This is a genomic window from Arthrobacter sp. BK1, from assembly GCF_056680055.1.
Window position 1 is genome coordinate 4,511,863 of record NZ_CM155263.1, and the last position, 22,683, is coordinate 4,534,545.

Here is a 22,683-nt window from a genome sequence, read left to right on the forward strand (position 1 = left end):
CTGTGGCCATACCGCGAGCCTAATACGCCCCCGCCCGGATCCCCGGATCCCGCTGGGCACTAAGCTGGAAAACAATGAAACTCGTTGACCAGCTGCCCGTCCTGCCCGCCCCAAACACCTCCGGCGCAGGCATCGACCCGGACGCCCTCTACACACAATTTCTTGAGTGGACCGAAAGCCTGGGCCTGGAGCTGTACGCCGCCCAGGACGAAGCAATCATGGAGCTGGCCACCGGCGCCAACGTCATCCTCGCCACCCCCACAGGTTCGGGCAAGTCCCTCGTCGCCATCGCCGCCCATTTCCAGGCCATGGCCAGGGGCGAGCGGAGCTACTACACGGCCCCCATCAAGGCGCTTGTTTCGGAGAAGTTCTTTGCCCTGTGCGAGATCTTCGGGGCCGAGAACGTTGGCATGATCACCGGCGACTCCGGCGTCAACCAGAGCGCACCGATCATCTGCTGCACTGCGGAGATCCTTGCCAACATCGCCCTGCGTGAAGGGGCCGGCGCCGATCTCGGTTCGGTCATCATGGACGAGTTCCACTTCTACTCCGACCCCCAGCGCGGCTGGGCCTGGCAGGTCCCGCTGCTGGAACTCCCCCAGGCACAGTTCCTCCTGATGTCCGCCACGCTGGGGGACGTCAGCCGCTTCGAGACCGGCATCACCGAACTCACCGGCCGCGCCACCACCACCGTCAGTTCAGCCGAGCGGCCCATCCCGCTGCACTACTACTACCACCAGACCCCGGTCCACGAGACCCTGGAGGAACTGCTCTCCACCCGGCAGGTACCCGTCTACGTGGTGCATTTCAGCCAGATCGAAGCGATCGACCGCGCCCAGACGCTGATGAGCATCAACGTGTGCACGCGCGAGGAAAAGGACAGGATCGCGGAGCTGATCGCCAATTTCCGTTTCGCTGCCGGCTTCGGCAAGACCCTCAACAGGCTGGTCCGTCACGGCATCGGCGTCCATCACGCCGGAATGCTGCCGAAGTACCGGCGCCTGGTGGAGCAGTTGGCGCAGGCAGGCCTCCTCAAGGTGATCTGTGGAACGGACACCCTGGGCGTGGGCATCAACGTGCCCATCCGCACCGTCCTGCTCACCGCTTTGAGCAAATACGACGGCGTACGCACCCGGCCGCTCAACTCCCGGGAGTTCCACCAGATCGCAGGACGGGCCGGCCGCGCCGGGTACGACACCGCCGGGACAGTAGTGGTCCAGGCACCGGAGCACGTGATCGAAAACGTCAAGGCCATGGCCAAGGCCACCGCCAAATTTGGTGATGACCAGAAGAAGCTCCGCCAAGTGGTAAAGAAGAAGCCGCCGGAAGGCTTCGTCTCGTGGGGCGAGCCCACCTTCAAACGCTTGGTTGAGTCTGTGCCTGATCCCCTGAGCTCAAGTTTCAGCGTGACCCACTCGATGCTGATGAACCTGATGGAACGCCCCGGCGACCCGTTCACGGCCGCACGCCGCCTCCTGACGGAGAACCACGAATCCCGGTCCTCGCAGCTGCAGCTGATGAAGAAAGCCCTCGGGATCTACCGTGAGCTCCTCGCCGCCGAGGTAGTGGAGCGCATCCCGCCCGAACAGCAGGGCGCCGACGGCAGGACCGTCCGGCTCACAGTGCACCTCCAGCCGAACTTCGCCCTCAACCAGCCGCTCTCGCCGTTTGCGCTGGCGGCGCTGGAACTGCTCGACCCGGACTCGCCGTCGTACGCCCTGGATGTGGTGTCGGTGATCGAGGCGACGCTGGAAAAGCCCCGGCAAATCCTCTCTGCCCAGCAGAAGAAGGCCCGCGGCGAGGCGATCGCCGCCATGAAGGCCGACGGCATCGAGTACGACCAACGAATGGCGATGCTCGAAGAAGTGACCTATCCGCAGCCGCTGGCGGAGCTCCTGGGCGAAGCCTTCGAGGTCTACCGCAAAGCTGCGCCTTGGGTGGGTGACTTCGAACTGGCTCCGAAGTCCGTGGTCCGGGACATGTACGAGCGCGCCATGAACTTCGGCGAATTCGTCCAGTTCTACGGTCTGGCCCGCTCCGAGGGAATCGTGCTGCGCTACCTCGCAGACTGCTTCAAGGCGTTGCGCCAGACCGTGCCGCAGGACCTGCTCCGGGAGGACCTGGAGGACCTCATCGCCTGGCTCGGGGAACTGGTGCGGCAGGTGGACTCCAGCCTGCTGGACGAATGGGAGGAACTGACCTCCGGTGCCGCACCCACCCCCCACGACGCACCGCCTCCCCCGCCGCCGTCGCTGACATCAAACATCCGGGCCTTCCGCGTGATGGTCCGCAACGAGATGTTCCGCCGCGTGGAACTGTTCGCCGACGAGAACGCGGCGGCGTTGGGCGAACTGGACAGCGGGGCAGGCTGGGATGCGGACCGCTGGGAGGACGTCCTGGACGACTACTTCGATGAGCACAACGACATCGGTACGGGCCCGGGCGCCCGCGGACCCGGATTGCTGATCATCACAGAAGAGCCCGGACGGTGGAAGGTGCGGCAGATCTTTGATGACCCCGCGCGCAACCACGATTGGGGAATCTCCGCCGTAGTGGACCTGGCAGCCTCGGATGAGACCGGCACTGCGGTAGTCAGCGTGACAGACGTCAACAGGCTCTAGGCAGCCCACCGTGGAATCCGTCCCCGACCTCACCGGAAGCCTGCGGGCTCTGGACGCCATGAGGTCCCAGCCGCCGGCACCCGTCTCTGGTCCACGGCATTGGTGGGGTGGCCCGCTGGATGTTGAGGGGCTCGCTGCGGGGGCCGTCCAGGCCGCAGCGACGGCGCTCAATGCACTGACCGCCACCGGGCGGTATTCCAGTGCTGCAGGCCCGGTGGCGGCAGCCTTCGATTCGCTGGGCCACCTGCGGATCGGGGGAACAAAGCCCGAAGGATTTGCTCCGCTGTCCGGTTTCCGGCCGACCGCGGACGGCTGGATCCGCCTGCATGCCAACTATCCGCACCACGCTGCCGGGCTGATGGAGGCCTTCTCCGTCAGCACAGCGCAGGGCGTGGAACATTCCCTGCTGCGGTTGACCTCCCTGGAAGCGGAAGAAGCCATCGTCGCTGCCAAGGGCGTGGCCGCAGCTGTCCGCAGCCGGAACGGGTGGATCACTACTCCCATGCATACGGCTGCGGCTGCAGGGCCATGGATCGCGCTCTCACGCCCTCGAGCGGCGTCCCACGGAAGCCAGCCGCCGCCGTCGTGGGTTCCCTCCGATGATCCGGGCCGCCCCCTGTCCGGGCTGAAGGTACTGGACCTGACCCGGGTGATTGCCGGTCCCACCGCAACGCGCCTCCTGGGCGCCCTCGGGGCGGACGTGCTGCGCATCGACCCGCCACAGCTTCCGGAGTTGCAGGACGCGTTCATCGACTCGGGCTTTGATAAAGGGAGCGCCCAGGCCGACTTGCGGGATCCCGAGGCGTTGGAGGCCATCAGACGCCTGGCCAGTACGGCCGACGTCGTGGTCACCGGCTACCGCGAAGGCAGCCTGGACCGTTTTGGGCTGGGACCGGATGAGTTGCTGCTTGCCCGGCCGGGACTGGTGGTGGTCAGCCTCAGCGCCTGGGGCAGCGCCGGTCCGTGGAAGGGGCGCCGCGGGTTCGACAGCCTCGTCCAGGCAGCCTGTGGCATTGCCGAACGGTATGGCAGCACCTCTGACAGCGGGTGGAAGCCCGGCGCCCTGCCCGTACAGGCGCTGGACCACGCCACAGGTTATGGCCTGGCTGCGGCAGCCATGGCATTGCTGGCCGAGAGGCGCAGCAGCGGATCCGGCGGCGTGGCCCGGCTTTCCCTGGCCCGCACCGCCGAGGAACTGCTTCGGCTCCCGGCAGTGACTGCTCCCGCCGGTCCCCTGCCGGAACCGAGCTTCCGCTACCTGGACGGTCCGTATGGCCCGCTGCGGTATATCGGGCCGCCCATCATGGCGGACGGCGTACCGCTGGACTACACCCAGGGACCCGTCCGTTACGGCACGTCGCCGCTTCGCTGGCGTCTGGGAGCCCGGCCCGTTGTGCACGGGGACCCCTAGTAAACTCGACCCATGAGTGTAATCCGACCCGCCACCCGGCACGACGTCCCCGCAATCCTCCAGATGATCCACGAACTGGCCATCTACGAGAAAGAGCCGGACGCCGTCCGCAACACCCCGGAAAAACTCACAGATGCCCTGTTCGGCCGGAATCCCCGGGTGTTTGCCACCATGGCCGAGAACGCAGCGGGCGAAGTCCAGGGATTCGCCCTGTGGTTCCTGAATTACTCCACCTGGGAAGGCGTCCACGGCATCTACCTTGAGGACCTCTACGTCAGTCCCCACGCCCGCGGCGAGGGCCACGGCAAGGCGCTTCTGCGGCATCTGGCGGCCACCGCCGTCGACAACGGGTACGCCCGGGTCGAGTGGAGTGTCCTGGACTGGAATGAACCGTCCATCAACTTCTACCGCAGCCTCGGCGCCGGGCACATGGACGGCTGGTCGACCTTCCGGCTGACCGGAACCGCCTTGGCGCAGTTTGGCAGCAGCGCGACGGCGGCATCCGGTGCCTGAGCAGTCGGAGCATGCCACTGCCGTCAGAACAAGGACGGAAGTCCCCCACACAGTCAGGGCACGCCACGAATTCCGCGGCATGCGCACCGCAGAACACTATTTCACCGTGCCGCTGGACCACTTCACTTCCACCGACGGCAACGGGACAGCGCCGGAGACCATTACCGTCTTTGCGCGCGAGTATGTCTCGGCAGCGCATACTGCGGCGGAGGCCGAAAAACTTCCCTGGCTGTTGTTCCTGCAGGGCGGCCCGGGCGGGCGCGGCAACAGACTCGCCTCCCTCAACGGCTGGAGCAAGGCCGCAGCCCGTGATTTCCGGATCCTGATGCTGGACCAGCGGGGCACCGGGCTGTCATCGCCGATCGACCGGAAGACCCTGCCGCAGCGAGGGACGGCTGAGGCGCAGGCTGCGTACCTGGAGCACTTCCGGGCGGATTCCATTGTTGCCGACGCCGAACTCATCCGCACGGCACTCGGCTCCGGCCCCTGGAGCATCTACGGGCAAAGCTACGGCGGGTTCTGTGCCCTCAGCTATCTGTCCTTCGCTGCGGCCGGCGTGCGCGAGGCCCTGATCACCGGCGGGCTGGCGCCCCTCTCCGGCCCGGCAGACCACGTCTACCGGGCAACCTTCCGGCGCGTCGCCGCCCGGAACACCGAATACTTCAGCTGGTACCCCGAAGACCGCCTGACAGTGGAGCGCATCGCGGCCCACCTCCGGGAGACCGCCGAGTCCTTGCCCGACGGCGGCCGCCTGACCGTTGAACGGTTCCAGATGGTGGGATCCTTCCTGGGCGGCAACACCAGGGTGGACGGGCTTCATTACCTCCTGGAAGATGCTTTCAGCGGGACGGCACCGGGCGCCAGGCTCTCCGATGGTTTCCTCGAGCAGGTCCAGGGCATCGTGTCCCGCCTGGGCAATCCGCTGTACGCCCTCATGCACGAGTCGATCTACGGCCAGGGTCAGGCAAGCGGCTGGGCTGCGTGGCGGGTGCTGCAGGATTACCCCGAATTCCGTCCGGATGCCAAGCCTTTGCTGCTGACCGGCGAGATGGTCTACCCCTGGTACTTCGAGCAGGACGCAGCGCTCCGGCCGCTGCAGGAAGTGGCCAACCTGGTGGCCGGCAAAGAGGACTGGAAGCCGCTGTACGACCGGCATCAGTTGGCGGCCAATACGGTGCCGGTGGCCGCGGCGGTCTACCGCGACGACATCTACGTGGACCGCAACCTGTCGCTGGAAACCGCGGCGGCGGTCCGCGGGCTCCAGGTCTGGGAGACGGGCGACTTCCACCATGACGGCATCTCCGACGACGGCGAGGCCATTTTCGGCCGGCTGCTGGGGATGGTGCGCTCAGCCCGCAACTGACTTGCGCTGCCGCGGCACGAGAGTCAGGAAAGCGGCAACCAGTACCGTCACCGCCACCAGGCCACCGAGCATGTTCAGCCCCAGGTAGCCTGCCCAGCTGAGCACCAGCCCGGACGTTGCCCCGCCCACCGCGCCGGCGACGCCCATGACCATGTCCGAGACGCCCTGGACCACAACACGGGACTCCTGGCCCACGCTCTCAGCCAGGAGCGTGGAGCCGGAGATGGTGGACGCCGACCAGCCCAGGCCCAGCAGGATCAGGCCCACAGCAACGGCAACGGTGGACGTCTGGCCAAAGCCGGCCACCAGGACTGCGGTGATCAGCGTTGTGAAGCCGATCAGGATGGTCTGCGTCCTGCCCACTTTGTCGGTCAGCCAGCCCATCACCGGGGACAGCGCGAACATCCCGGCGATATGCAACGAAATGGTAAACCCGATGATGACCAGGACGTCGCCCGAGGCCACGTGGCCTGCATGGGATGCAGCCGGCCCTGCCACGAGCTCCTGCAGGTGCAGCGGGGTCATGGACATGACGCCCACCATGATGGCGTGGGCTCCGACGACGGCGGCCAGCGCCAGTACCGCGGCTTTGGACCCGCGGATGGCCCGTATCCCGCGGACCAGTGACCCGCCCTGCCTGCCCTGGGGGTGCGCGTTGTGGAGCGGTCCGGACAGGGGCGGCGGCTGGGCACTCGTGGTTCCGGGCGGGGTGGCACCCTGTGGAATGCCGCTCTGAGGGATGCCGTTTTGCCGGGCAGCGAGTTCCCTTGCCAGCAGGAGCGGGTCAGGCCTGAGACCGAAAAACAGGAGAACCGTGGCCAGCAGGAGCCCGGCCGCGGAGATCACGAAGGGGCCGGCGATGGGGGGCAATCCCAGGGCCATGCCTACTGCCGCACCCGGCTGGATCAGGTTGGGTCCTGCGACAGCGCCGACGGTCACTGCCCACACCACGGCGGAAAGGGAACGGCCGCGGTGTTCAGGATCTGCGAGGTCGACCGCGGCGAAGCGTGCCTGAAGGCTGGCGGCGGTGCCCACGCCGATCCCGGCGGCCCCCAGTACCAGCAGGACGAACTGACCCGTCACCACTGACAGCATGATCAGGACGGCGCCCAGAAGTGCTGCCGAGAGACCCAGGACCTGGCCGATGCGGCGTCCCCGGCGGTCGGCCAGAGAGGCAAGCGGCAGTGCGGCCAGCGCTGCACCTAAAGTCATCACGGTGGCTACTGCGCCGGCCCACGCGGCGGAACCTGAAAGTTCAACGGCAAGGATCGAGCCGATGGACACCGTGGCCCCGGTCCCCAGCCCGGCGAAAATCTGCGCAACGCTCAAGAGCACCACGGTGCGGCGCTGCACCTGGCGCACTGCACTGTCCGGGATCAGGGTGCGGGCCATGATCCGAGCATAGTCCTGGACGCACCGGTCCTGCAGGGGGATTTCCTAACGTTTTCAGGGCGGGGTTAAACAGCGATCCCGGCCGCAGGTGCGGCCGGGATCGCTGGTTCACGCTGTGAGCGGAGGATGCCTTACTCGGCGTCGGACAGGCTCTTCTTGACGTCTTCCTCGAGGCGGGGATCCAGGTGTGCGGACTTGGCCTTGGAGCTGACCAGGCTGGCAACCACGGCGACGATGATGGTGCCGACGATGACGGCCAGGGAGACGAACGTGGGGATCTCCGGCGCCCATTCGATGTGCTTGCCGCCGTTGATGAACGGCAGTTCGTTCACGTGCATGGCGTGCAGGACGAGCTTCACACCGATGAACGCGAGGATGAAGGACAGGGCGTGCTTCAGGTAGATCAGGCGGTTCATCAGGCCACCGAGCAGGAAGTAGAGCTGGCGCAGGCCCATCAGTGCGAACAGGTTCGCGGTGAAGACGATGAAGGGGCTCTGCGTCAGGCCGAAGATTGCGGGAATCGAGTCAACAGCGAAGAGGAGGTCCGTCAGGCCAATGGTGATGAACACGATCAGCATGGGGGTGAAGACCTTCTTGCCGTCCACCGTGGTGCGCAGCTTGCCGCCGTCGAACTTTTCCGACATGGGGATGACCTTGCGGATCCGCGCGATGAGCGGGTTTTCCTTGTCCTCTTCATCCTCGCCTTCATCCTGGGCCTGCTTCCAGGCGGTCCAGAGGAGGAAGGCGCCGAAGATATAGAACACCCAGCTGAACTGCTCGATCACGATGGCGCCGAGCAGGATGAAGATACCGCGCAGGATCAGCGCGATGATGATGCCCACCATCAGGACTTCCTGCTGGTACTTACGCGGCACGGAGAACCGGGCCATGATGATGATGAAGACAAAGAGGTTGTCGATGCTGAGGCTGTATTCGGTGACCCAGCCGGCCACAAACTGGCCGCCGAACTCCGCGCCGGTGAAGGCGAACATGGCGCCGGCGAACACCAGGGCAAGCGACACGTAAAAAGCGACCCACAGGCCGGCTTCCTTCATGGAAGGTTCATGGGGACGCTTGACCACAAGGAACAGGTCAATCAGGAGGATCAGGCCAAGGACGACAAGAGAGCCGACCTCAAACCAAACAGGCAATTCGGGCACAGGATAGCCTTTCGCAGGGTACAGAGAAGCGGTGTAAGTCTCTCCGGCCAGCCTGTGCACTTGGTGCTGATGTGGTGGCCCGCTACGCCCGGCCAGGCAGCTGTGCCTGGCGTGTTGACGATCGTAGCGCTCGGGATACTCCCCTACGTGACCTTAACTGTACAGCAGCTAGGCATGACCGGCCGCCTGCATCTGGCGCAGTTCCTTCTTGAGCTCGCTGACTTCGTCGCGGATCCGGGCAGCAACTTCGAACTGAAGTTCCGCTGCAGCACCGTGCATCTGCTCGGTCAGCTGTTCGATCAGCCCCACCAGGTCCTCTGCCGGTGCTGCCGCCAGGCCATCGGCCCGGACCTGGGCTGCGCCCTTTGCCGCGGACTTTCCGCGTTTGGCGCCCTTGGCCAGGCGGTTGTTGTTCAGCAGCTCCTGGGTGTCGGCGTCTTCCTTGGCCAGCTGGTCCGTGATGTCGGCGATCTTCTTCCGCAGCGGCTGCGGGTCCACCCCGTGCTCGGTGTTGTAGGCCACCTGGATGGCGCGGCGCCGGTTCGTCTCGTCGATGGCATGTGCCATGGAATCGGTGATGCGGTCCGCGTACATGTGCACCTGCCCCGAGACGTTGCGGGCTGCGCGGCCGATGGTCTGGATCAGCGACGTGGACGAGCGCAGAAAGCCTTCCTTGTCGGCGTCCAGGATGCTCACCAGCGAGACCTCGGGAAGATCCAGGCCTTCCCGGAGCAGGTTGATGCCCACCAGGACGTCGAACTTGCCCATCCGGAGTTCCCGCAGCAGCTCAACACGGCGCAGGGTATCAACGTCCGAGTGCAGGTATTCCACCCTGATGCCGTGGCCCAGCAGGTAGTCCGTGAGGTCTTCCGCCATCCGCTTGGTCAGAGTGGTGACCAGGATGCGTTCATTCTTCGCTGTGCGGGTCTTGATTTCGCCCAGCAGGTCATCGATCTGGCCCTTGGTGGGTTTGACCACCACTTCGGGATCGATCAGTCCGGTGGGCCGGATGATCTGCTGAACGAAGCCGTCCGCCTTGCCGAGTTCGTATTTTCCGGGGGTGGCGGAAAGGTAGACCGTCTGGCCCACGCGCTGGAGGAATTCATCCCACTTGAGCGGCCGGTTGTCCATGGCAGAGGGCAGGCGGAAGCCGAAGTCCACCAGGTTCCGCTTGCGGGACATATCGCCTTCGTACATGGCGCCGATCTGCGGGACGGTGACGTGGGATTCGTCGATCACCAGCAGGAAGTCATCCGGGAAGTAGTCGATGAGGCAGTGCGGAGCGGTTCCGGCGGCGCGGCCGTCGATATGCGAGGAGTAGTTCTCGATGCCGTTGCAGAAGCCCATCTGCTGCATCATCTCGAGATCGTAGGTGGTCCGCATCCGGAGCCGCTGGGCCTCCACCAGCTTGTTCTGGCTTTCGAGCACCTTCAGCCGGTCCGCGAGTTCGTCCTCGATCCGCTTGATGGCCCGGGCCATCCGCTCAGGACCTGCGACGTAGTGCGAGGCGGGGAAGACGTACATTTCCTCTTCGTCCCGGATCACTTCACCGGTCAGCGGATGGAGGGTGTGGATGTTTTCGATTTCGTCGCCGAAGAATTCGATCCGGATGGCCAGTTCCTCGTACATCGGGATGATTTCCACGGTGTCCCCGCGGACCCGGAATGTGCCGCGGTGGAAGTCCATGTCGTTCCGCGCGTACTGCATGGAGACAAACTTCCGGAGGAGATCATCACGGTTCATCTCCGCACCCTTGCGGAGCGTGACCATCCCGGCGATGTATTCCTCAGGAGTGCCCAGGCCGTAGATGCAGGACACTGTGGCCACGACGATGACGTCCCGGCGGGTCAGCAGGGCGTTCGTGGCGGAGTGCCGGAGCCGTTCCACTTCCTCGTTGATGGAGGAGTCCTTCTCGATGAAGGTGTCCGTCTGCGCCACGTAGGCCTCGGGCTGGTAGTAGTCGTAATAGGAGACGAAGTACTCCACCGCGTTGTTGGGCAGCAGTTCGCGGAATTCATTGGCCAACTGGGCGGCGAGGGTCTTGTTCTGCACCATCACCAGGGTGGGCCGCTGGATCTGTTCGATGAGCCACGCTGTGGTGGCGCTTTTACCTGTACCGGTGGCACCGAGGAGGACAACGTCCTTCTCGCCGTTCCTGATCCGTTCGGTCAGTTCCGCGATGGCCGCGGGCTGGTCACCGGCCGGCTGGAACTCGCTGATGACTTCAAACGGCGCTACAACTCGGTTGATCTCCTGGGCAAGGCTCATGCCTCTAATCTACAACCGGGGGCCGACAGTAACAGCCGGATCAGTTACAGGCGAACAGCGCTGGCGCTGCCGGCAGTGCCGCTCAGGAATCAGTTGCCGTACGACGGCGGCGCCCACCCGGTGCGGGCAGACCACGCATCCATACGGGGCCAGGCTACGTCCGTGAACCACGGCTCCTTCGCCTCCGCGTAGGCCCGGGTGCCTCTGCTGCCGGCCAGTTGTTCGGTCAGGGAGCGCTTATGTTTCCCATAGGACCTGGCAGCTTCCGGATCGCTCCTGAGCCAGTCCCGAAAAAGCAGCGCGTACCGCCACCCCGCCGATCCGGCCTGCCTGACGTGCACATTCACTGCGCGGCCAGGGTCCGAGTTTGCGTGGAAGCGTTTCTGCCACTGTGCCGGATCCGGTGCGGAAGGTTTCGGGGTGTCGAAACCGGCCCCCGATACCAGCGGGAAGCCTGCATCCGCCAGCAGCGGGGCTATCTTGTCCGCGACGTCGAGGTCAGCCACCGTGACCTGCAGGTCGATCACGTCCTTTGCCGCCAGACCCGGCACGGCAGTTGAGCCGATATGGTCGACGGCGAGAATGTCACCAGGGGCCGCTGCCCTGAGCCGGGCTGCCAGCCGTGCCGCCTGGACTGCCCAGTCCTCCTGTGGTGCGGACAGGACTGCGGCGCCAGGCCTGGCCGCCCTGATTCCCCGGCGGATGTTGTCTGCGAACGGCACCAGCCGGACGGTCCAGAGCCTGTCCACTTGTTCTGCCAGGTCCTCGAGGGGGCCGGAGTTGTCCAGGACGACGTCGGCGGCGGCCAGCCGTTCTTCCCGCGTAGCCTGCGCAGCCATGCGGGACAGCGCCTCTTCCGCCGTCATACCGCGGCGCTCCACCATCCGTCCGATCCGGACGTCATCCGGCGCATCCACCACGAGCACGAGATGGAAGGCGCTGCCCTGCCCGGTCTCCACCAGCAGCGGAATGTCCTGGACAACGATGGAACCTTCACCGGCCGCGGCAATAATGCCCGCTGCTGCTTCGCGGACCAAGGGGTGGACAATGCCGTTAAGGACGGCCAGCTGGGCCGCATTGCCGAAGACCAGGGCCCCCAGCCGGGCCCGGTCCAACGAGCCATCGGCGGTCAGCATGTCAGCGCCGAAGGCGTCCACCACACGGGCCAGTCCCGGCGTTCCCGGCGCCACAACCTCACGGGCCAGCGCATCCGCATCAACCAACAGCGCCCCCAGCCCGGCCAGGCGCGCGGCCACCACTGACTTCCCTGAGGCGATGCCGCCCGTCAACCCGATTTTCAGCACCCGACCAGACTACCCGTGGGCCCACGCTGCCCGGGTTCCCTGGCCGGGCGCAGCGAGGTGAGGGAGGCGGCGGGTGGGCCCACGCCGCCCGGGTTCCCTGACCGAGCGCAGCGAGGTGAGGGAAGCGGTGGGGAATAGACTTGGGCGGTGACAGAGCAAGACAGCCGGGCGACGGTCTACACAACCCTTGCCTCAGGACCGGATTTCCGGCACGGGATCGAGGTCAAACGATCCCGGTTCATCACCGTCCTCCGCCGCACGGACAGCGAGGACTCCGCGCGGGAGCTCGTTGCCGGGCTGCGCCGCGAATTCCACGATGCCCGCCATCATTGCTCCGCGTTTGTGCTCGGACCGGACCGGGATATCCAGCGTTCCAATGACGACGGCGAACCGTCAGGCACGGCCGGTATCCCCATGCTTGAAGCACTCCTGAAGCGCGAAACCGCGCCGGGGGCGACTGACCTCAGTGACGTCAGCGCCGTCGTCGTCCGTTACTTCGGCGGGATCCTGCTCGGGGCGGGTGGACTGGTGCGCGCCTATTCCGAGTCGGTGTCATCTGCCCTCGAAACTGCACAGCTGGTGAGGCGCCGCCGGCTGCGGATCTGCGCAGCCGCCGTTCCGCACGCGGCTGCCGGCCGGCTGGAGAACGATCTGAGGGCCGCCGGGTTGGTGATGGCTGAGTCCAGCTATGGTGCCCAGGACACGGTCCTTCGCGTGGCTGTCCCCGACCAGCCGGCCGAGATGACAGAAGCCGCCGAGCGCGTTCTTGCACTCACCGCGGGGCAAGCCACGCTTATTCCAGGCGGAACGGAGTGGATTGATGTCCCCCTCCCCTGAGCCGGCCTCGGCCAAGGTCCGTCTGGTTGACATCGACGAACCCCTGCTGGCATACCTGCTAGAACTGGCCCTGCGCGATGCTTCCCCGGACGACGCCACCCCGCCGCTTGGCACGGCGGCCGGCTGGACCGACGAACGGATTGCCTGGTTCCGTGCCTACCACCGGTCGGCTGCGGCAGGCCTGGACGGACCGGCCCGCGAAAAAAGCTGGGCTGTACTGTACGAGGGCATCCCGGCCGGCTGTATCAGGCTCAAACGGGTGCAGGACTCAACGGCCCAACACGTAGGGGCCCAACACTCAGAGGCCGGACACGCAACGGCGGAGACCGGCATCTGGCTGGGCCGGGGCTACCGCGGCCGAGGCGTTGGCAGTGCCGCGCTGGCCCTGGTCTTGGCTGAGGCCTGCCGCGCCGGGCTGCAGCAGGTGGTGGCCCACACCACTGCCGGCAATACCGGCGCCCAGCGCATCCTCACCTCCGCAGGTGCCGCCCTGACGCACGACGACGACGGTGCGGTGAGTGCCGTCGTCGTGCTTTCCCCCTGACCGACGGCGCATGCGAACCAACGGCGCAGCCGGGCCGACGACGGACGCGAACCGGCTTAAACACAGCGGGCCCCCTGCAATCCGCAGGGGGCCCGCTGTGTCAGTCCGGGACTTACCGGGCCGTTGGCAAATTAGTTGCCGGTCAGCTTCTCACGCAGAGCTGCGAGAGCCTCGTCCGAAGCCAGGGTACCGGCTCCGGCGTTGGACTCGGCAGCAGGCTCGGAGGAGTAGCTGGTGGTGCCGGAATCGCTCTCACCGGACGTTGCAGCTGCAGCGTCATCGGCAGCGTGCTGGGCAACCTGCTTCTTGTGGGCTTCCCAGCGGGTCTGGGCGTCAGCGTACTGCTGCTCCCAGGCGGCGCGCTGGTTCTCGTAGCCTTCAAGCCACTCGTTGGACTCCGGATCGAAGCCCTCCGGGTACTTGTAGTTGCCCTCTTCGTCGTACTCAGCGGCCATGCCGTAGAGAGCCGGATCGAATTCGGTGGACTCGGCGTCAACGCCCTCGTTAGCCTGCTTGAGGGAGAGGGAGATGCGGCGGCGCTCGAGGTCGATGTCGATGACCTTGACGAACAGCTCGTCACCAACGGAGACAACCTGCTCTGCCAGCTCCACGTGGCGCACGGCCAGCTCGGAGATGTGAACGAGGCCTTCGATGCCGTCTTCGACGCGAACGAACGCACCGAACGGAACCAGCTTGGTGACCTTACCCGGAACAACCTGGCCGAGGGCGTGGGTGCGGGCGAAGGTCTGCCACGGATCTTCCTGCGTCGCCTTGAGTGACAGGGAGACGCGCTCGCGGTCCAGGTCGACCTCGAGAACCTCGACGGTGACTTCCTGGCCAACTTCGACAACCTCGGACGGGTGGTCGATGTGCTTCCAGGACAGCTCGGAAACGTGAACGAGGCCGTCTACGCCGCCCAGGTCCACGAATGCACCGAAGTTGACGATGGAGGAAACGACGCCGGGACGGACCTGGCCCTTTTCCAGCTTGTTGAGGAACGTGGAGCGGACCTCGGACTGGGTCTGCTCGAGCCATGCACGGCGGGACAGCACAACGTTGTTGCGGTTCTTGTCCAGCTCGATGATTTTGGCTTCGATCTTCTGACCGATGTACGGAGCAAGGTCGCGCACACGGCGCATCTCGACGAGGGATGCGGGCAGGAAGCCGCGCAGACCGATGTCGAGGATAAGACCACCCTTGACAACCTCGATGACGGTACCGGTGACAACACCGTCTTCTTCCTTGACCTTCTCGATATCGCCCCAGGCGCGCTCGTACTGAGCACGCTTCTTGGAGAGGATCAGGCGGCCTTCTTTGTCTTCCTTGGTGAGCACCAGGGCTTCGACGAGATCGCCAACGGAGACAACGTCTCCGGGATCAACGTCATGCTTGATGGACAGCTCGCGGGAGGGGATGACACCTTCGGTCTTGTAACCGATGTCGAGCAGAACTTCATCGCGGTCGACCTTGACGACGGTACCTTCGACGAGATCTCCGTCGTTGAAGTACTTGATGGTGGCGTCGACTGCTGCGAGGAAGTCCTCAGCGGTACCGATGTCGTTAATAGCGACTACGGGGGTACCGGGCTTCTCGGTGGAGGTGATGGTCATGTAGTAGGGGCTCCGTTGTGGATAGTTAGTCGGTCAGGAAAACCACCGCGCCCGCGTTATGGAACGCAGGCGCAGGTCTCGGCCAAACCGCGAGGTCCGGCCGGGTGTTCCTGATTTTGTGGATTCTAGAAACGAGCACGTAGTGCGCGCCCACTTATTCTAGTCGCAGCGGCCAACACGGGTCAAAGCGCATGGCAAAGCCTTTGGCCTGTTCAGGGGTTCGGCTGCTGCCAGGTCTGATCAGAAGTGCGTGAGGCAGTGGGGCGGGCGTTCGACGGCGAACATCCGGGCGGCGCGGAACGCCGCGTCCGGCGTGTGCTCGAGGATGCGTTCGGCGTCAACCAGCGTTACCGGATTCACGCCGCCCAGGTATATCGACGACAACGCCGCGACATCCAGTTCGAGGTCGGCTGCAGTGGTGCCGGCGTCGGTGACGACAGCAGAGCCGCCGGACACCGCCAAGGCAAACGTGCCGTCCGCCAGGCCCAGGGAATCGACCACTTTGAGCACGAGCCGGCCGTCGGCCGGATAGTGCCGGGCCTCCAACGCCGCCGCCACGTCCAGGATGCGGAGCCAGAGCATATCCCGGGCTGCCGAAGCCTCGACGCAGCGGGCATCTTCAAGCGCCCAGCCCAGCGCGTCATCTACAGGGGCTTCCTCGCAGGAGACCCGTTCGACCAGGTCAATGGCCCCAAGGTACTGCCACAATTCCAGATACGCAGAACGGTTCACCGCCACGAGGTCCAGGACTTCCATGGTGTACGGCTTGTTGGACCAGCCGGCGAACTTATAGGAGACGTAGCCGTCCACTTGGCCGTCAGGCGCGTAATGCAACGCCACTTTGACCTTGGGATCCTCGCCGCCATCACGGCTGATGGATCCGGAGATGAACTCGCGGTAGAACTCATGGCGGTCGATGGAGCCGGGTGTGCCCCGGTGCTTTCGGTCGAATACCACCGGAGCCAGGTCCAGGAGGACTTTGGGATCGGCTACCTCGACGCTTCCCACGGGAGTGTGGTTCAGCCTGAACCTGGTGGTGGTGTCCACTGTGATGGACTGCTCAGACGTGGCCACACCAAACCCGAACCGGCCATAGATTGACGCTTCGGAGGCAGTGAGCGCAGCCATTGCCAGGCCATCCCGACGGGCAAGGGTGAGGTCCTCTACCATCATGCGGCGCAGCAGCCCGCGCCGGCGGTGTGAGGTCCGGACGGTCACGGCGGTCACCAGCCGGGTTGGCAGCAGCCTTCCGAATCCGATGTTCAGGGTCTTGACCAAGGTCCCGAAAGTGGCGACGGGCACGTCCGCACCCAGTGAATGGCCTGCGACCGTTCCCGACTGGTAGACGCCGGTCATCACCCGCCCGTCGGCGCGCTGCATCTCGATGCCCTTGTCCACCCGCTCATCGGAACGGCGCACGTCGTGGAAGCCGAAGGCCACGGCGCGCATCCATGCAACCGATTGAGGGTAGGCCGGGTCATCCTTGGCTGCCGGCTCAAACCGCCGGATTTCGTAGTCCGCACTCACATTAGGCACAGAGCCGAGCCTAACCAATCGAACAGGGGCCCGGCCAGCAACAACACGCTCGGCCCGGGCGCTGGGTCAGAGCTTCCGCACTGGCTGGCGGAGGATGGTTTTGAGCTTTTCCGACGGCACCTTGCGGGGGTCGCTGAGGTAGATCTCGTGGTGGGCCCCGGCAAATCCGAAACCGTTGGCCGGCATGAACCCACTGTGCAGACGGTGCAGCGTGGGCGCCTCGTCGTCGTAGCTGCCGATGTGCAGGACCTGGACCGAGAGCCCCTCGTCCAGGGTCTCGAAGCGGAGTCTGTCCAGCCCCGGGATATTCTTCGCGGAGGCCTTCGTGATCCCGTCGCCGATCTCCCGGGACCCAATCCAGTGTGGCTGCGGGATCATCATGGTCCACTTCCAGCTGTCTTTGTCGCCACGGGTGAAAGAGCCGGGATCATCCGCCGTCCACAGGCCTTCCAGCGGGCCCACCACGTAGTCCCGCCCCGCGTGCTTGCTGGCGAACTTCACGGCGTAGGACACCGAGTACAGCGCCTCCAGGGCAGCGGCGTAGGCAGGAGCCGTCCCTGGGTTGCCCTGTCCGTCCAGCATCAGGTAATTCATCGGCGGGACCGTGACCAGCTCAAAATCATCAGAGCGGGGCGCATACAGTTCCTTGAACTGTTTCCTGACGTCGTACTTGTCCACCGTGCGCCCCGCCATGCTCCGCGGTCCCGTTCCTAGTGGCCGGCGTCGTACCAGCTCGGACCCACACCGATCTGGACCTCCAGCGGGACGCTGAGATCGGCCGCGCCGGCCATCTGCCCGGTCACGAGCTTTTCCACTGCCTCACGTTCGCCGGCGGCCACCTCGAGCACCAGTTCGTCATGGACCTGCAGGAGCATACGTGACTTGAGGCCCTGGGCGGCGAGTTCCGAGTGCACACCGAGCATGGCGCGCTTGATGATGTCGGCCGCCGATCCCTGGATGGGCGAGTTCAGGGCGATCCGCTCCGCGTTCTCCCGCAGCTGACGGTCCGTGCTGGTCAGGTCCGGGAGGTACCGGCGGCGCCCTTCGATGGTGGCGGTGTAGCCATCGATCCGGGCCTGGTCCACCACTCCGCGGAGGTAGTCGCGGACGGCGCCGAAGCGGTCGAAGTACTCCTTCATGAGGGTCCGTGCCTCGTCCACCGAAATCTCCAGCTGTTTGGAGAGGCCGAACGAGGTCAGCCCGTAGGCCAGGCCGTAGGACATCGCCTTGACCTTGGAGCGCATGGCACTGGTCACCTGGTCCGTGGGGACATGGAAGATGTTGGAGCCCACAAACCGGTGGAGGTCCTCGCCGTCCTTGTAGGCCTGGATCAGCCCGGCGTCTCCGGAGAGGTGGGCCATGATGCGCATCTCGATCTGCGAGTAGTCCGCCGACAACAGGCATTCATACCCTTCGCTGACCACAAAGATGCCACGGACGCGCCGGCCTTCCTCACTGCGGATGGGGATGTTCTGCAGGTTGGGGTTGTTGGAGGAGATCCTGCCCGTGGCGGCCACATTCTGCGCGTACGTGGTGTGGATCCGGCCGTCCTCAGTCACTGACTTCTTGAGTGATTCGAGCATCTGGCGCAGCTTGGAGGACTCCCGGTGGGCCATGAGCTGGACCAGGAATTCGTGGCCGGTCTTTTCCAGCAGGTTCTTCAGTGACGCGGCGTCCGTGGTGTAGCCGGACTTGATCTTCTTGGTCTTCGGCAGCTGGAGTTCCTCGAAGAGGACCGTCTGGAGCTGCTTGGGTGAGCCGAGGTTGACCTCATGGCCGATCGCTGCGAAGGCCAGCTCCTGGGCGTTGTCAATGACCTTTGCCAGATCGGCGAGCTGTTCATCCATGCGCTGCATGTCGATGGCGATGCCGGCGAGCTCCATGTCCGCCAGGACCCGGCTGACGGGAAGTTCAAGGGTGGCCAGCAGGTCTGCGGCCTTCCGCTCCGCCAGTTCCGAATCGAAGTAACGGCTCAGGGCCTGGACGACGGCGGCCACCTGGACGAGCGCACCGGCAGCGGCGGCGTCGCCGTCGTCGAACGCAAGTTCAAGCTGGCCCGCCTTGGCGGTCCCGGACGGAAGGCTGACGTTCAGGTGGTGCTGGGCCAGCTCGGCCAGTTCGTAGGTGCGGCGGTCCGGTTGGATGAGGTATCCGGAAATCGAGGTGTCGTCCACGACGCCTTCCAGGCCGAGGCCCCTGCTGGACAGGGCTTTCAGCGCTGCCTTGTAGCCGTGCATGACCTTCGGGATGTCCTTGTCCCGCAGCCAGTCCGCCAGCACGTTTTCGGCTGCAGCGTCCTGGGCTGCGAGCTCGATGTACACCGCTGCATCGTCACGGACGATGGCGACGGCGGCAGCGTCTTCACCGATCCGGCCCGGCACCAGGTCAACGGCCACTGCCGAGCGTTTCCCGGCGCCCGCTGCCAGGAAGGCAGCCAGCTCCGCAGCATCGGCGGGCGCCACGTGCGCCGGGACGTCCACGCTCTCCCGCTCGGCGGGTTCCACATCCCCGCTGCCGTACAGGGCAAAAAGCCGTGCCCTGATGGTCTTGAATTCCAGTTCGTCGAACAGTTGCTCCAGCGCGGCCTCATCCGGACGCGGCTCGGCGAGATCGTCCAGGGTCACCGGGAGCACGAGATCGGTGTGCAGACGGTTGAGGCGCCGGTTGCGCTTGACGTCCTCAACGTTCTCGCGGAGGGCATCACCCACCTTGCCGCCGATCGCATCAAGGTGTTCCAGGACGCCTTCGAGGCCGCCGTAGAGGTTGATCCACTTCGCGGCCGTTTTAGGGCCGACGCCGGGAACTCCGGGAAGGTTGTCAGAGGACTCCCCCACCAGGGCGGCCAGGTCCGAGTACTGGGGCGGCGTCACGAAGTATTTTTCCTGGATCGCGGCAGCGTCCAGGCGGGGAATGTCGCTGACGCCCTTGCGCGGGTAAAGCACGAACACGTGGTCCGTAATGAGCTGGAAGGCGTCACGGTCACCGGTCACCAGGAGGACCTCGTAGCCGGCCTTTTCCCCCATGGTGGCGAGCGTCGCCAGGATGTCATCGGCCTCATAGCCGGGCATCTTGATGGTCTTGATGCCCCAGGCGTTCATGACCTGGTCGATCAGATCGATCTGGCCGCTCATTTCACGCGGGGTTTCGTTGCGGCCGCCCTTGTAATCGCTGTACTCGGCCTTGCGGTGCGTGGTGTCGTCCGAGACGTCAAAGGCGACGGCGACGTGGGTGGGCTGCTGCTCCTTGATCAGGTTGATGAGCATGGAGGTGAAGCCGTGAATGGCGTTGGTGTGCTGGCCGTTTGCGGTGGAGAACTTGTCCGCAGGCAACGCGAAGAACGCCCGGAATGCCATCGAGTGGCCATCCAGCACCAGGAGGCGGGGCCGGCCGGTGGCGGGCACTACGGGGACTTCAGTTGCTGACCTGTCCTTCAAGGCATCGGTGGAGGACGGTAACGGGGCCAGTTTGGTAGTTTCACTCACAGGTGCCAGCCTAGTTCCCATGATGGACAATTTCACGCCCGGCCCCTTCACTGAGGAGTTGGTCACAGCAGGCATCCCGGAACACCTCCACGGGTGGCTGGGCCAGATGGGCATCGGCGCGCTGGTGGTGAAAATGGGGATCCACTTCCTGGAGATGAGCCCCGAACGGACGGTTGCCACCATGCCGGTGGAAGGCAACACCCAGGTGGCGGGCATCCTGCACGGCGGCGCCCATGTGGTGCTCGCCGAGACGCTGGGTTCCTTCGCCTCGGGAATGCACGCCGGTCCGGGCCGCCACGCAGTGGGGATTGAGGTTAACGCCACGCATCACCGGTCCATCGCTGCCGGAACCGTGACGGGAACCTGCACGGCCATCCACCTGGGACGGACGCTGGCAACGCACGAAGTGGTGATGACCGACGAGAAGGGCCGCAAGCTCTCCACCGCAAGGATTACCAACATGCTCCGTGACAACCGGGAGCCGGACGCCGGCGCCTAGGCCGGCTTAGGGCCCGTCACCGCCGGCAGCGAGCCGGTACCGCAGCTCCACGATCCCCCGCCCCATGGTGCGGGACGCTGTCAGCTCCAGCGGCGGCGTCGGGCCTTCCAGCGGCAACAGCCTCTTGCCGTCCCCGAGCACCACAGGGATGACGGACAGGATGAGGTCGTCGAGGAGTCCGGCGTCAGCGAACTGGGCGGCCAGGTTGCCGCCGCCCACCACCCAGACGTTCTTGCCGGCGGCGTCGTCCTTGAAGTCCTGGATGAATTCCCGGACGTCGCCGCGCACGAACGTAATGTCTGAGCCCGCAGGAGCACTGTGCTCGTGGCGGGTGAAGACGTAGCAGGGTGTGCCGGGATAGGGCCAGTTGTCCGGCTCGTGCTCCATCAGCCACGCGTAGGTCTCCCCGCCCATCACGATGCAGCCGACCCCTTCCATGAAGGTGTCGTAGCTTTCCTTGCCGCCTTCGAAGCCGTCGAACTGCAACAGCCAGCCAAGATCGTCCTTGGAGGTGGCGATAAAGCCGTCTAGGGAGGCGGCCACGAAGTACTGGGTCCTGGACATGGAACCAGCCTAGCCATGGGCGGCTAGCTGGAGAAGTACGGAATGATCAGGTACAGCCCGAACAGGACGGCGAGCCCGCAGAAACCGAAGCAGGCGTAGGCCAGTGTTCGTTTGAGCCTGGGTGATGCCTGCTCGGCGTCTCCCGCGATGGCAGTCAGCCGGACGCCCAGTGAATACAGGACCACCACTGTCACGGCGGCCACCAGGGTGGCCCCGCCAACGGTCACCAGTTCCAACCACTTCATCGCTGTGCATCCTTCTGGTCGTTAGCCCTGGCACGGGCCCGGGCGAGGGCTTTCTTCTTGGCGAAGCGGACTGCCTGGCCGGCTTCCTCGACCTCCACCGCGTTGTGGTGGCCCACGTGGGACTTGCGGGAGTAAAAGAACATGAACAGCACAGCGGCAGTGCCGGCGACGGCGGCAATCACCACTCCCACGACGCCGGTCTTCACCAGCAGCGCGGTCAGCGCCCCGACAATGCCGGCGGCGGGCAGGGTGAACAGCCAGCCGATGGCGATCTTGCCCACCATGCTCCAGCGCACTGTGGTGCCCTTTCGGCCCATGCCGGACCCGATAACCGATCCTGAGGCCACCTGCGTCGTGGACAGGGCGAAGCCCAGGTGGGAGGACGCCAGGATGGCCGAGGCGGTACTGGTTTCTGCCGCAAAACCCTGCGCGGGCTTGACCTCGGTCAGGCCGGACCCCATGGTCCGGATAATGCGCCAGCCGCCGGAGTAGGTGCCCACCGCAATGGCAAGGGCGCACGCGGCGATCACCCAGAACTGCGGTCCGGATCCGGGTGCCTGCGTGCCGGAGGCGATCAGGACCAGGGTGATGATGCCCATGGTCTTCTGAGCGTCGTTCGTGCCGTGGGCCAGCGCCACGAGGCTGGATGTGAAGATCTGGCCCGTCCGGAAGCCGCCGCGCCTCTGCGTCAGCTTGCTGCCGGTTTCGGGGTCGTGGCGGGCTGTCAGGGCGTAGGCGAGCCGCGTGCAGATATACGCCACAATGCCGGCAATGAGGGGGGCAAAAATGGCGGGAAGGATGACTTTCTGGAGGAGGGTCTCCAGGTTAATCGAGTTGAAGCCGATGCCGGCGATGGCGGCACCTATCAGGCCACCGAACAGGGCGTGGGACGAACTGGACGGCAGGCCCTTGAGCCAGGTGATCATGTTCCAGAGGATGGCGCCCATCAAACCCGCAAAAATGATCTCCGGAGTGATCTGTACGCCGTCCGTCCCTTCCTTGATGATGCCGCCGGAAACGGTCTTGGCCACCTCCGTGGACAGGAAGGCGCCCACCAGGTTCAGGACGGCGGCGAGGGTCACAGCGGTCTTCGGCTTGATGGCTCCGGTGGCGATAGGCGTGGCCATCGCATTGGCTGTGTCATGGAAGCCATTCGTGAAGTCGAAAAATAGTGCCAGTGCGATGACCAGCGCCACCATTAAGGTGATATCCACCTGTTGCCCAATCTGCAGAGTCGACGTTCGGCAGTTTCTCCCCTGGCCGCTTCGGTCAGCATAATTCACCAGCCGTTCATGGAAAAGGACTGGAGATGTTTACCGGGAGCGGCCTGAAAC

At 65.2% G+C, this 22,683-nt stretch carries 18 protein-coding genes; 7 read left to right on the plus strand and 11 right to left on the minus strand.

From position 1 onward, the window contains the following. The first annotated feature begins 74 nt into the window (after nucleotides 1–74). The 4 genes from AC1MCA_RS20715 to AC1MCA_RS20730 all read left to right on the plus strand — a co-directional run bounded on the left by AC1MCA_RS20715 (nucleotide 75) and on the right by AC1MCA_RS20730 (nucleotide 5,908). On the plus strand, nucleotides 75–2,621 hold the full coding sequence (locus AC1MCA_RS20715) for a DEAD/DEAH box helicase (protein ID WP_479800205.1): 2,547 nt from the start codon (nucleotides 75–77) through the stop codon (nucleotides 2,619–2,621). A gap of 10 nt (nucleotides 2,622–2,631) precedes the next feature. Next, nucleotides 2,632–4,032, plus strand: coding sequence for a CoA transferase (locus tag AC1MCA_RS20720; RefSeq protein ID WP_479800206.1), 1,401 nt, complete (start codon nucleotides 2,632–2,634; stop codon nucleotides 4,030–4,032). 12 nt (nucleotides 4,033–4,044) lie between these two features. Next, entirely contained in the window at nucleotides 4,045–4,545 is a 501-nt protein-coding gene (locus tag AC1MCA_RS20725; protein WP_479800207.1) for an N-acetyltransferase family protein, read from the plus strand. Between the two features lie 79 nt (nucleotides 4,546–4,624). After that, nucleotides 4,625–5,908 carry an alpha/beta fold hydrolase gene (locus AC1MCA_RS20730; protein WP_479800208.1) on the plus strand — a complete coding sequence of 428 codons (1,284 nt, stop codon included), beginning with the start codon at nucleotides 4,625–4,627 and terminating at the stop codon, nucleotides 5,906–5,908. On the opposite strand, the gene AC1MCA_RS20735 is transcribed toward AC1MCA_RS20730, so the two are convergent. The 4 genes from AC1MCA_RS20735 to coaE form a co-directional block, all read right to left on the minus strand. Then, a complete protein-coding gene (locus tag AC1MCA_RS20735; protein ID WP_479800209.1) occupies nucleotides 5,894–7,300 on the minus strand; it encodes an MFS transporter in 1,407 nt (468 codons plus the stop codon). The two genes, AC1MCA_RS20730 and AC1MCA_RS20735, sit on opposite strands and share 15 nt — an antisense overlap. Nucleotides 7,301–7,431: 131 nt before the next feature. Next, entirely contained in the window at nucleotides 7,432–8,460 is a 1,029-nt protein-coding gene (locus tag AC1MCA_RS20740) for a TerC family protein (RefSeq protein ID WP_108597243.1), read from the minus strand. Nucleotides 8,461–8,628: 168 nt separating this feature from the next. After that, nucleotides 8,629–10,728, minus strand: a complete 2,100-nt coding sequence (gene uvrB, locus AC1MCA_RS20745; protein ID WP_479800210.1) for an excinuclease ABC subunit UvrB — start codon at nucleotides 10,726–10,728, stop codon at nucleotides 8,629–8,631. A gap of 89 nt (nucleotides 10,729–10,817) precedes the next feature. Continuing rightward, a complete protein-coding gene (coaE, locus tag AC1MCA_RS20750; RefSeq protein WP_479800211.1) occupies nucleotides 10,818–12,032 on the minus strand; it encodes a dephospho-CoA kinase in 1,215 nt (404 codons plus the stop codon). Between the two features lie 147 nt (nucleotides 12,033–12,179). Between coaE and AC1MCA_RS20755 the strand changes: the two genes are divergently transcribed. After that, a complete protein-coding gene (locus tag AC1MCA_RS20755) occupies nucleotides 12,180–12,869 on the plus strand; it encodes an IMPACT family protein (RefSeq protein ID WP_479800212.1) in 690 nt (229 codons plus the stop codon). Beyond that, nucleotides 12,853–13,413, plus strand: coding sequence for a GNAT family N-acetyltransferase (locus AC1MCA_RS20760; RefSeq protein ID WP_479800213.1), 561 nt, complete (start codon nucleotides 12,853–12,855; stop codon nucleotides 13,411–13,413). Before AC1MCA_RS20755 ends, AC1MCA_RS20760 begins: the two co-directional genes overlap by 17 nt. Nucleotides 13,414–13,544: 131 nt before the next feature. On the opposite strand, the gene rpsA is transcribed toward AC1MCA_RS20760, so the two are convergent. From rpsA to polA, 4 genes are all read right to left on the minus strand, one after another. Continuing rightward, nucleotides 13,545–15,023, minus strand: coding sequence for a 30S ribosomal protein S1 (gene rpsA, locus AC1MCA_RS20765; RefSeq protein WP_108597248.1), 1,479 nt, complete (start codon nucleotides 15,021–15,023; stop codon nucleotides 13,545–13,547). A gap of 240 nt (nucleotides 15,024–15,263) precedes the next feature. Then, on the minus strand, nucleotides 15,264–16,550 hold the full coding sequence (locus tag AC1MCA_RS20770) for a GNAT family N-acetyltransferase (RefSeq protein WP_479803490.1): 1,287 nt from the start codon (nucleotides 16,548–16,550) through the stop codon (nucleotides 15,264–15,266). A 75-nt stretch (nucleotides 16,551–16,625) separates the two neighbouring features. Further along, a complete protein-coding gene (locus AC1MCA_RS20775) occupies nucleotides 16,626–17,252 on the minus strand; it encodes a GyrI-like domain-containing protein (protein WP_479800214.1) in 627 nt (208 codons plus the stop codon). A 17-nt stretch (nucleotides 17,253–17,269) separates the two neighbouring features. After that, nucleotides 17,270–20,062, minus strand: a complete 2,793-nt coding sequence (gene polA / locus AC1MCA_RS20780) for a DNA polymerase I (RefSeq protein ID WP_479800215.1) — start codon at nucleotides 20,060–20,062, stop codon at nucleotides 17,270–17,272. Here polA and AC1MCA_RS20785 point away from each other — a divergent pair. After that, a complete protein-coding gene (locus tag AC1MCA_RS20785; RefSeq protein ID WP_479800216.1) occupies nucleotides 20,061–20,540 on the plus strand; it encodes a PaaI family thioesterase in 480 nt (159 codons plus the stop codon). The genes polA and AC1MCA_RS20785 overlap by 2 nt on opposite strands. Before the next feature lie 6 nt (nucleotides 20,541–20,546). Here the strand turns inward: AC1MCA_RS20785 and AC1MCA_RS20790 are convergent, their stop codons facing one another. From AC1MCA_RS20790 to AC1MCA_RS20800, 3 genes are read right to left on the minus strand one after another with little or no spacing between them, the layout of a single operon-like run. After that, the gene (locus tag AC1MCA_RS20790) at nucleotides 20,547–21,104 is read right to left on the minus strand and encodes a dihydrofolate reductase family protein (protein WP_479800217.1); all 558 of its coding nucleotides are present in this window, start codon (nucleotides 21,102–21,104) and stop codon (nucleotides 20,547–20,549) included. Nucleotides 21,105–21,127: 23 nt separating this feature from the next. Beyond that, nucleotides 21,128–21,349 (minus strand): hypothetical protein, encoded by a 222-nt coding sequence (locus AC1MCA_RS20795; protein WP_479800218.1) that lies wholly within the window; start codon nucleotides 21,347–21,349, stop codon nucleotides 21,128–21,130. Beyond that, the gene (locus tag AC1MCA_RS20800; RefSeq protein WP_479800219.1) at nucleotides 21,346–22,563 is read right to left on the minus strand and encodes an inorganic phosphate transporter; all 1,218 of its coding nucleotides are present in this window, start codon (nucleotides 22,561–22,563) and stop codon (nucleotides 21,346–21,348) included. Before AC1MCA_RS20800 ends, AC1MCA_RS20795 begins: the two co-directional genes overlap by 4 nt. Between the last annotated feature and the right edge of the window lie 120 nt (nucleotides 22,564–22,683).

Bases quoted from the DNA above. Each gene is read 5' to 3' on its own strand.
- AC1MCA_RS20715 (WP_479800205.1), top strand. From the start codon at position 75: ATGAAACTCGTTGACCAGCTGCCCGTCCTGCCCGCCCCAAACACCTCC.
- AC1MCA_RS20725 (WP_479800207.1), top strand. From the start codon at position 4,045: ATGAGTGTAATCCGACCCGCCACCCGGCACGACGTCCCCGCAATCCTC.
- AC1MCA_RS20730 (WP_479800208.1), top strand. From the start codon at position 4,625: ATGCGCACCGCAGAACACTATTTCACCGTGCCGCTGGACCACTTCACT.
- AC1MCA_RS20735 (WP_479800209.1), bottom strand. From the start codon at position 7,300: ATGGCCCGCACCCTGATCCCGGACAGTGCAGTGCGCCAGGTGCAGCGC.
- uvrB (WP_479800210.1), bottom strand. From the start codon at position 10,728: ATGAGCCTTGCCCAGGAGATCAACCGAGTTGTAGCGCCGTTTGAAGTC.
- AC1MCA_RS20760 (WP_479800213.1), top strand. From the start codon at position 12,853: ATGTCCCCCTCCCCTGAGCCGGCCTCGGCCAAGGTCCGTCTGGTTGAC.
- rpsA (WP_108597248.1), bottom strand. From the start codon at position 15,023: ATGACCATCACCTCCACCGAGAAGCCCGGTACCCCCGTAGTCGCTATT.
- AC1MCA_RS20775 (WP_479800214.1), bottom strand. From the start codon at position 17,252: ATGGCGGGGCGCACGGTGGACAAGTACGACGTCAGGAAACAGTTCAAG.
- AC1MCA_RS20785 (WP_479800216.1), top strand. From the start codon at position 20,061: ATGATGGACAATTTCACGCCCGGCCCCTTCACTGAGGAGTTGGTCACA.
- polA (WP_479800215.1), bottom strand. From the start codon at position 20,062: ATGGGAACTAGGCTGGCACCTGTGAGTGAAACTACCAAACTGGCCCCG.
- AC1MCA_RS20790 (WP_479800217.1), bottom strand. From the start codon at position 21,104: ATGTCCAGGACCCAGTACTTCGTGGCCGCCTCCCTAGACGGCTTTATC.
- AC1MCA_RS20795 (WP_479800218.1), bottom strand. From the start codon at position 21,349: ATGAAGTGGTTGGAACTGGTGACCGTTGGCGGGGCCACCCTGGTGGCC.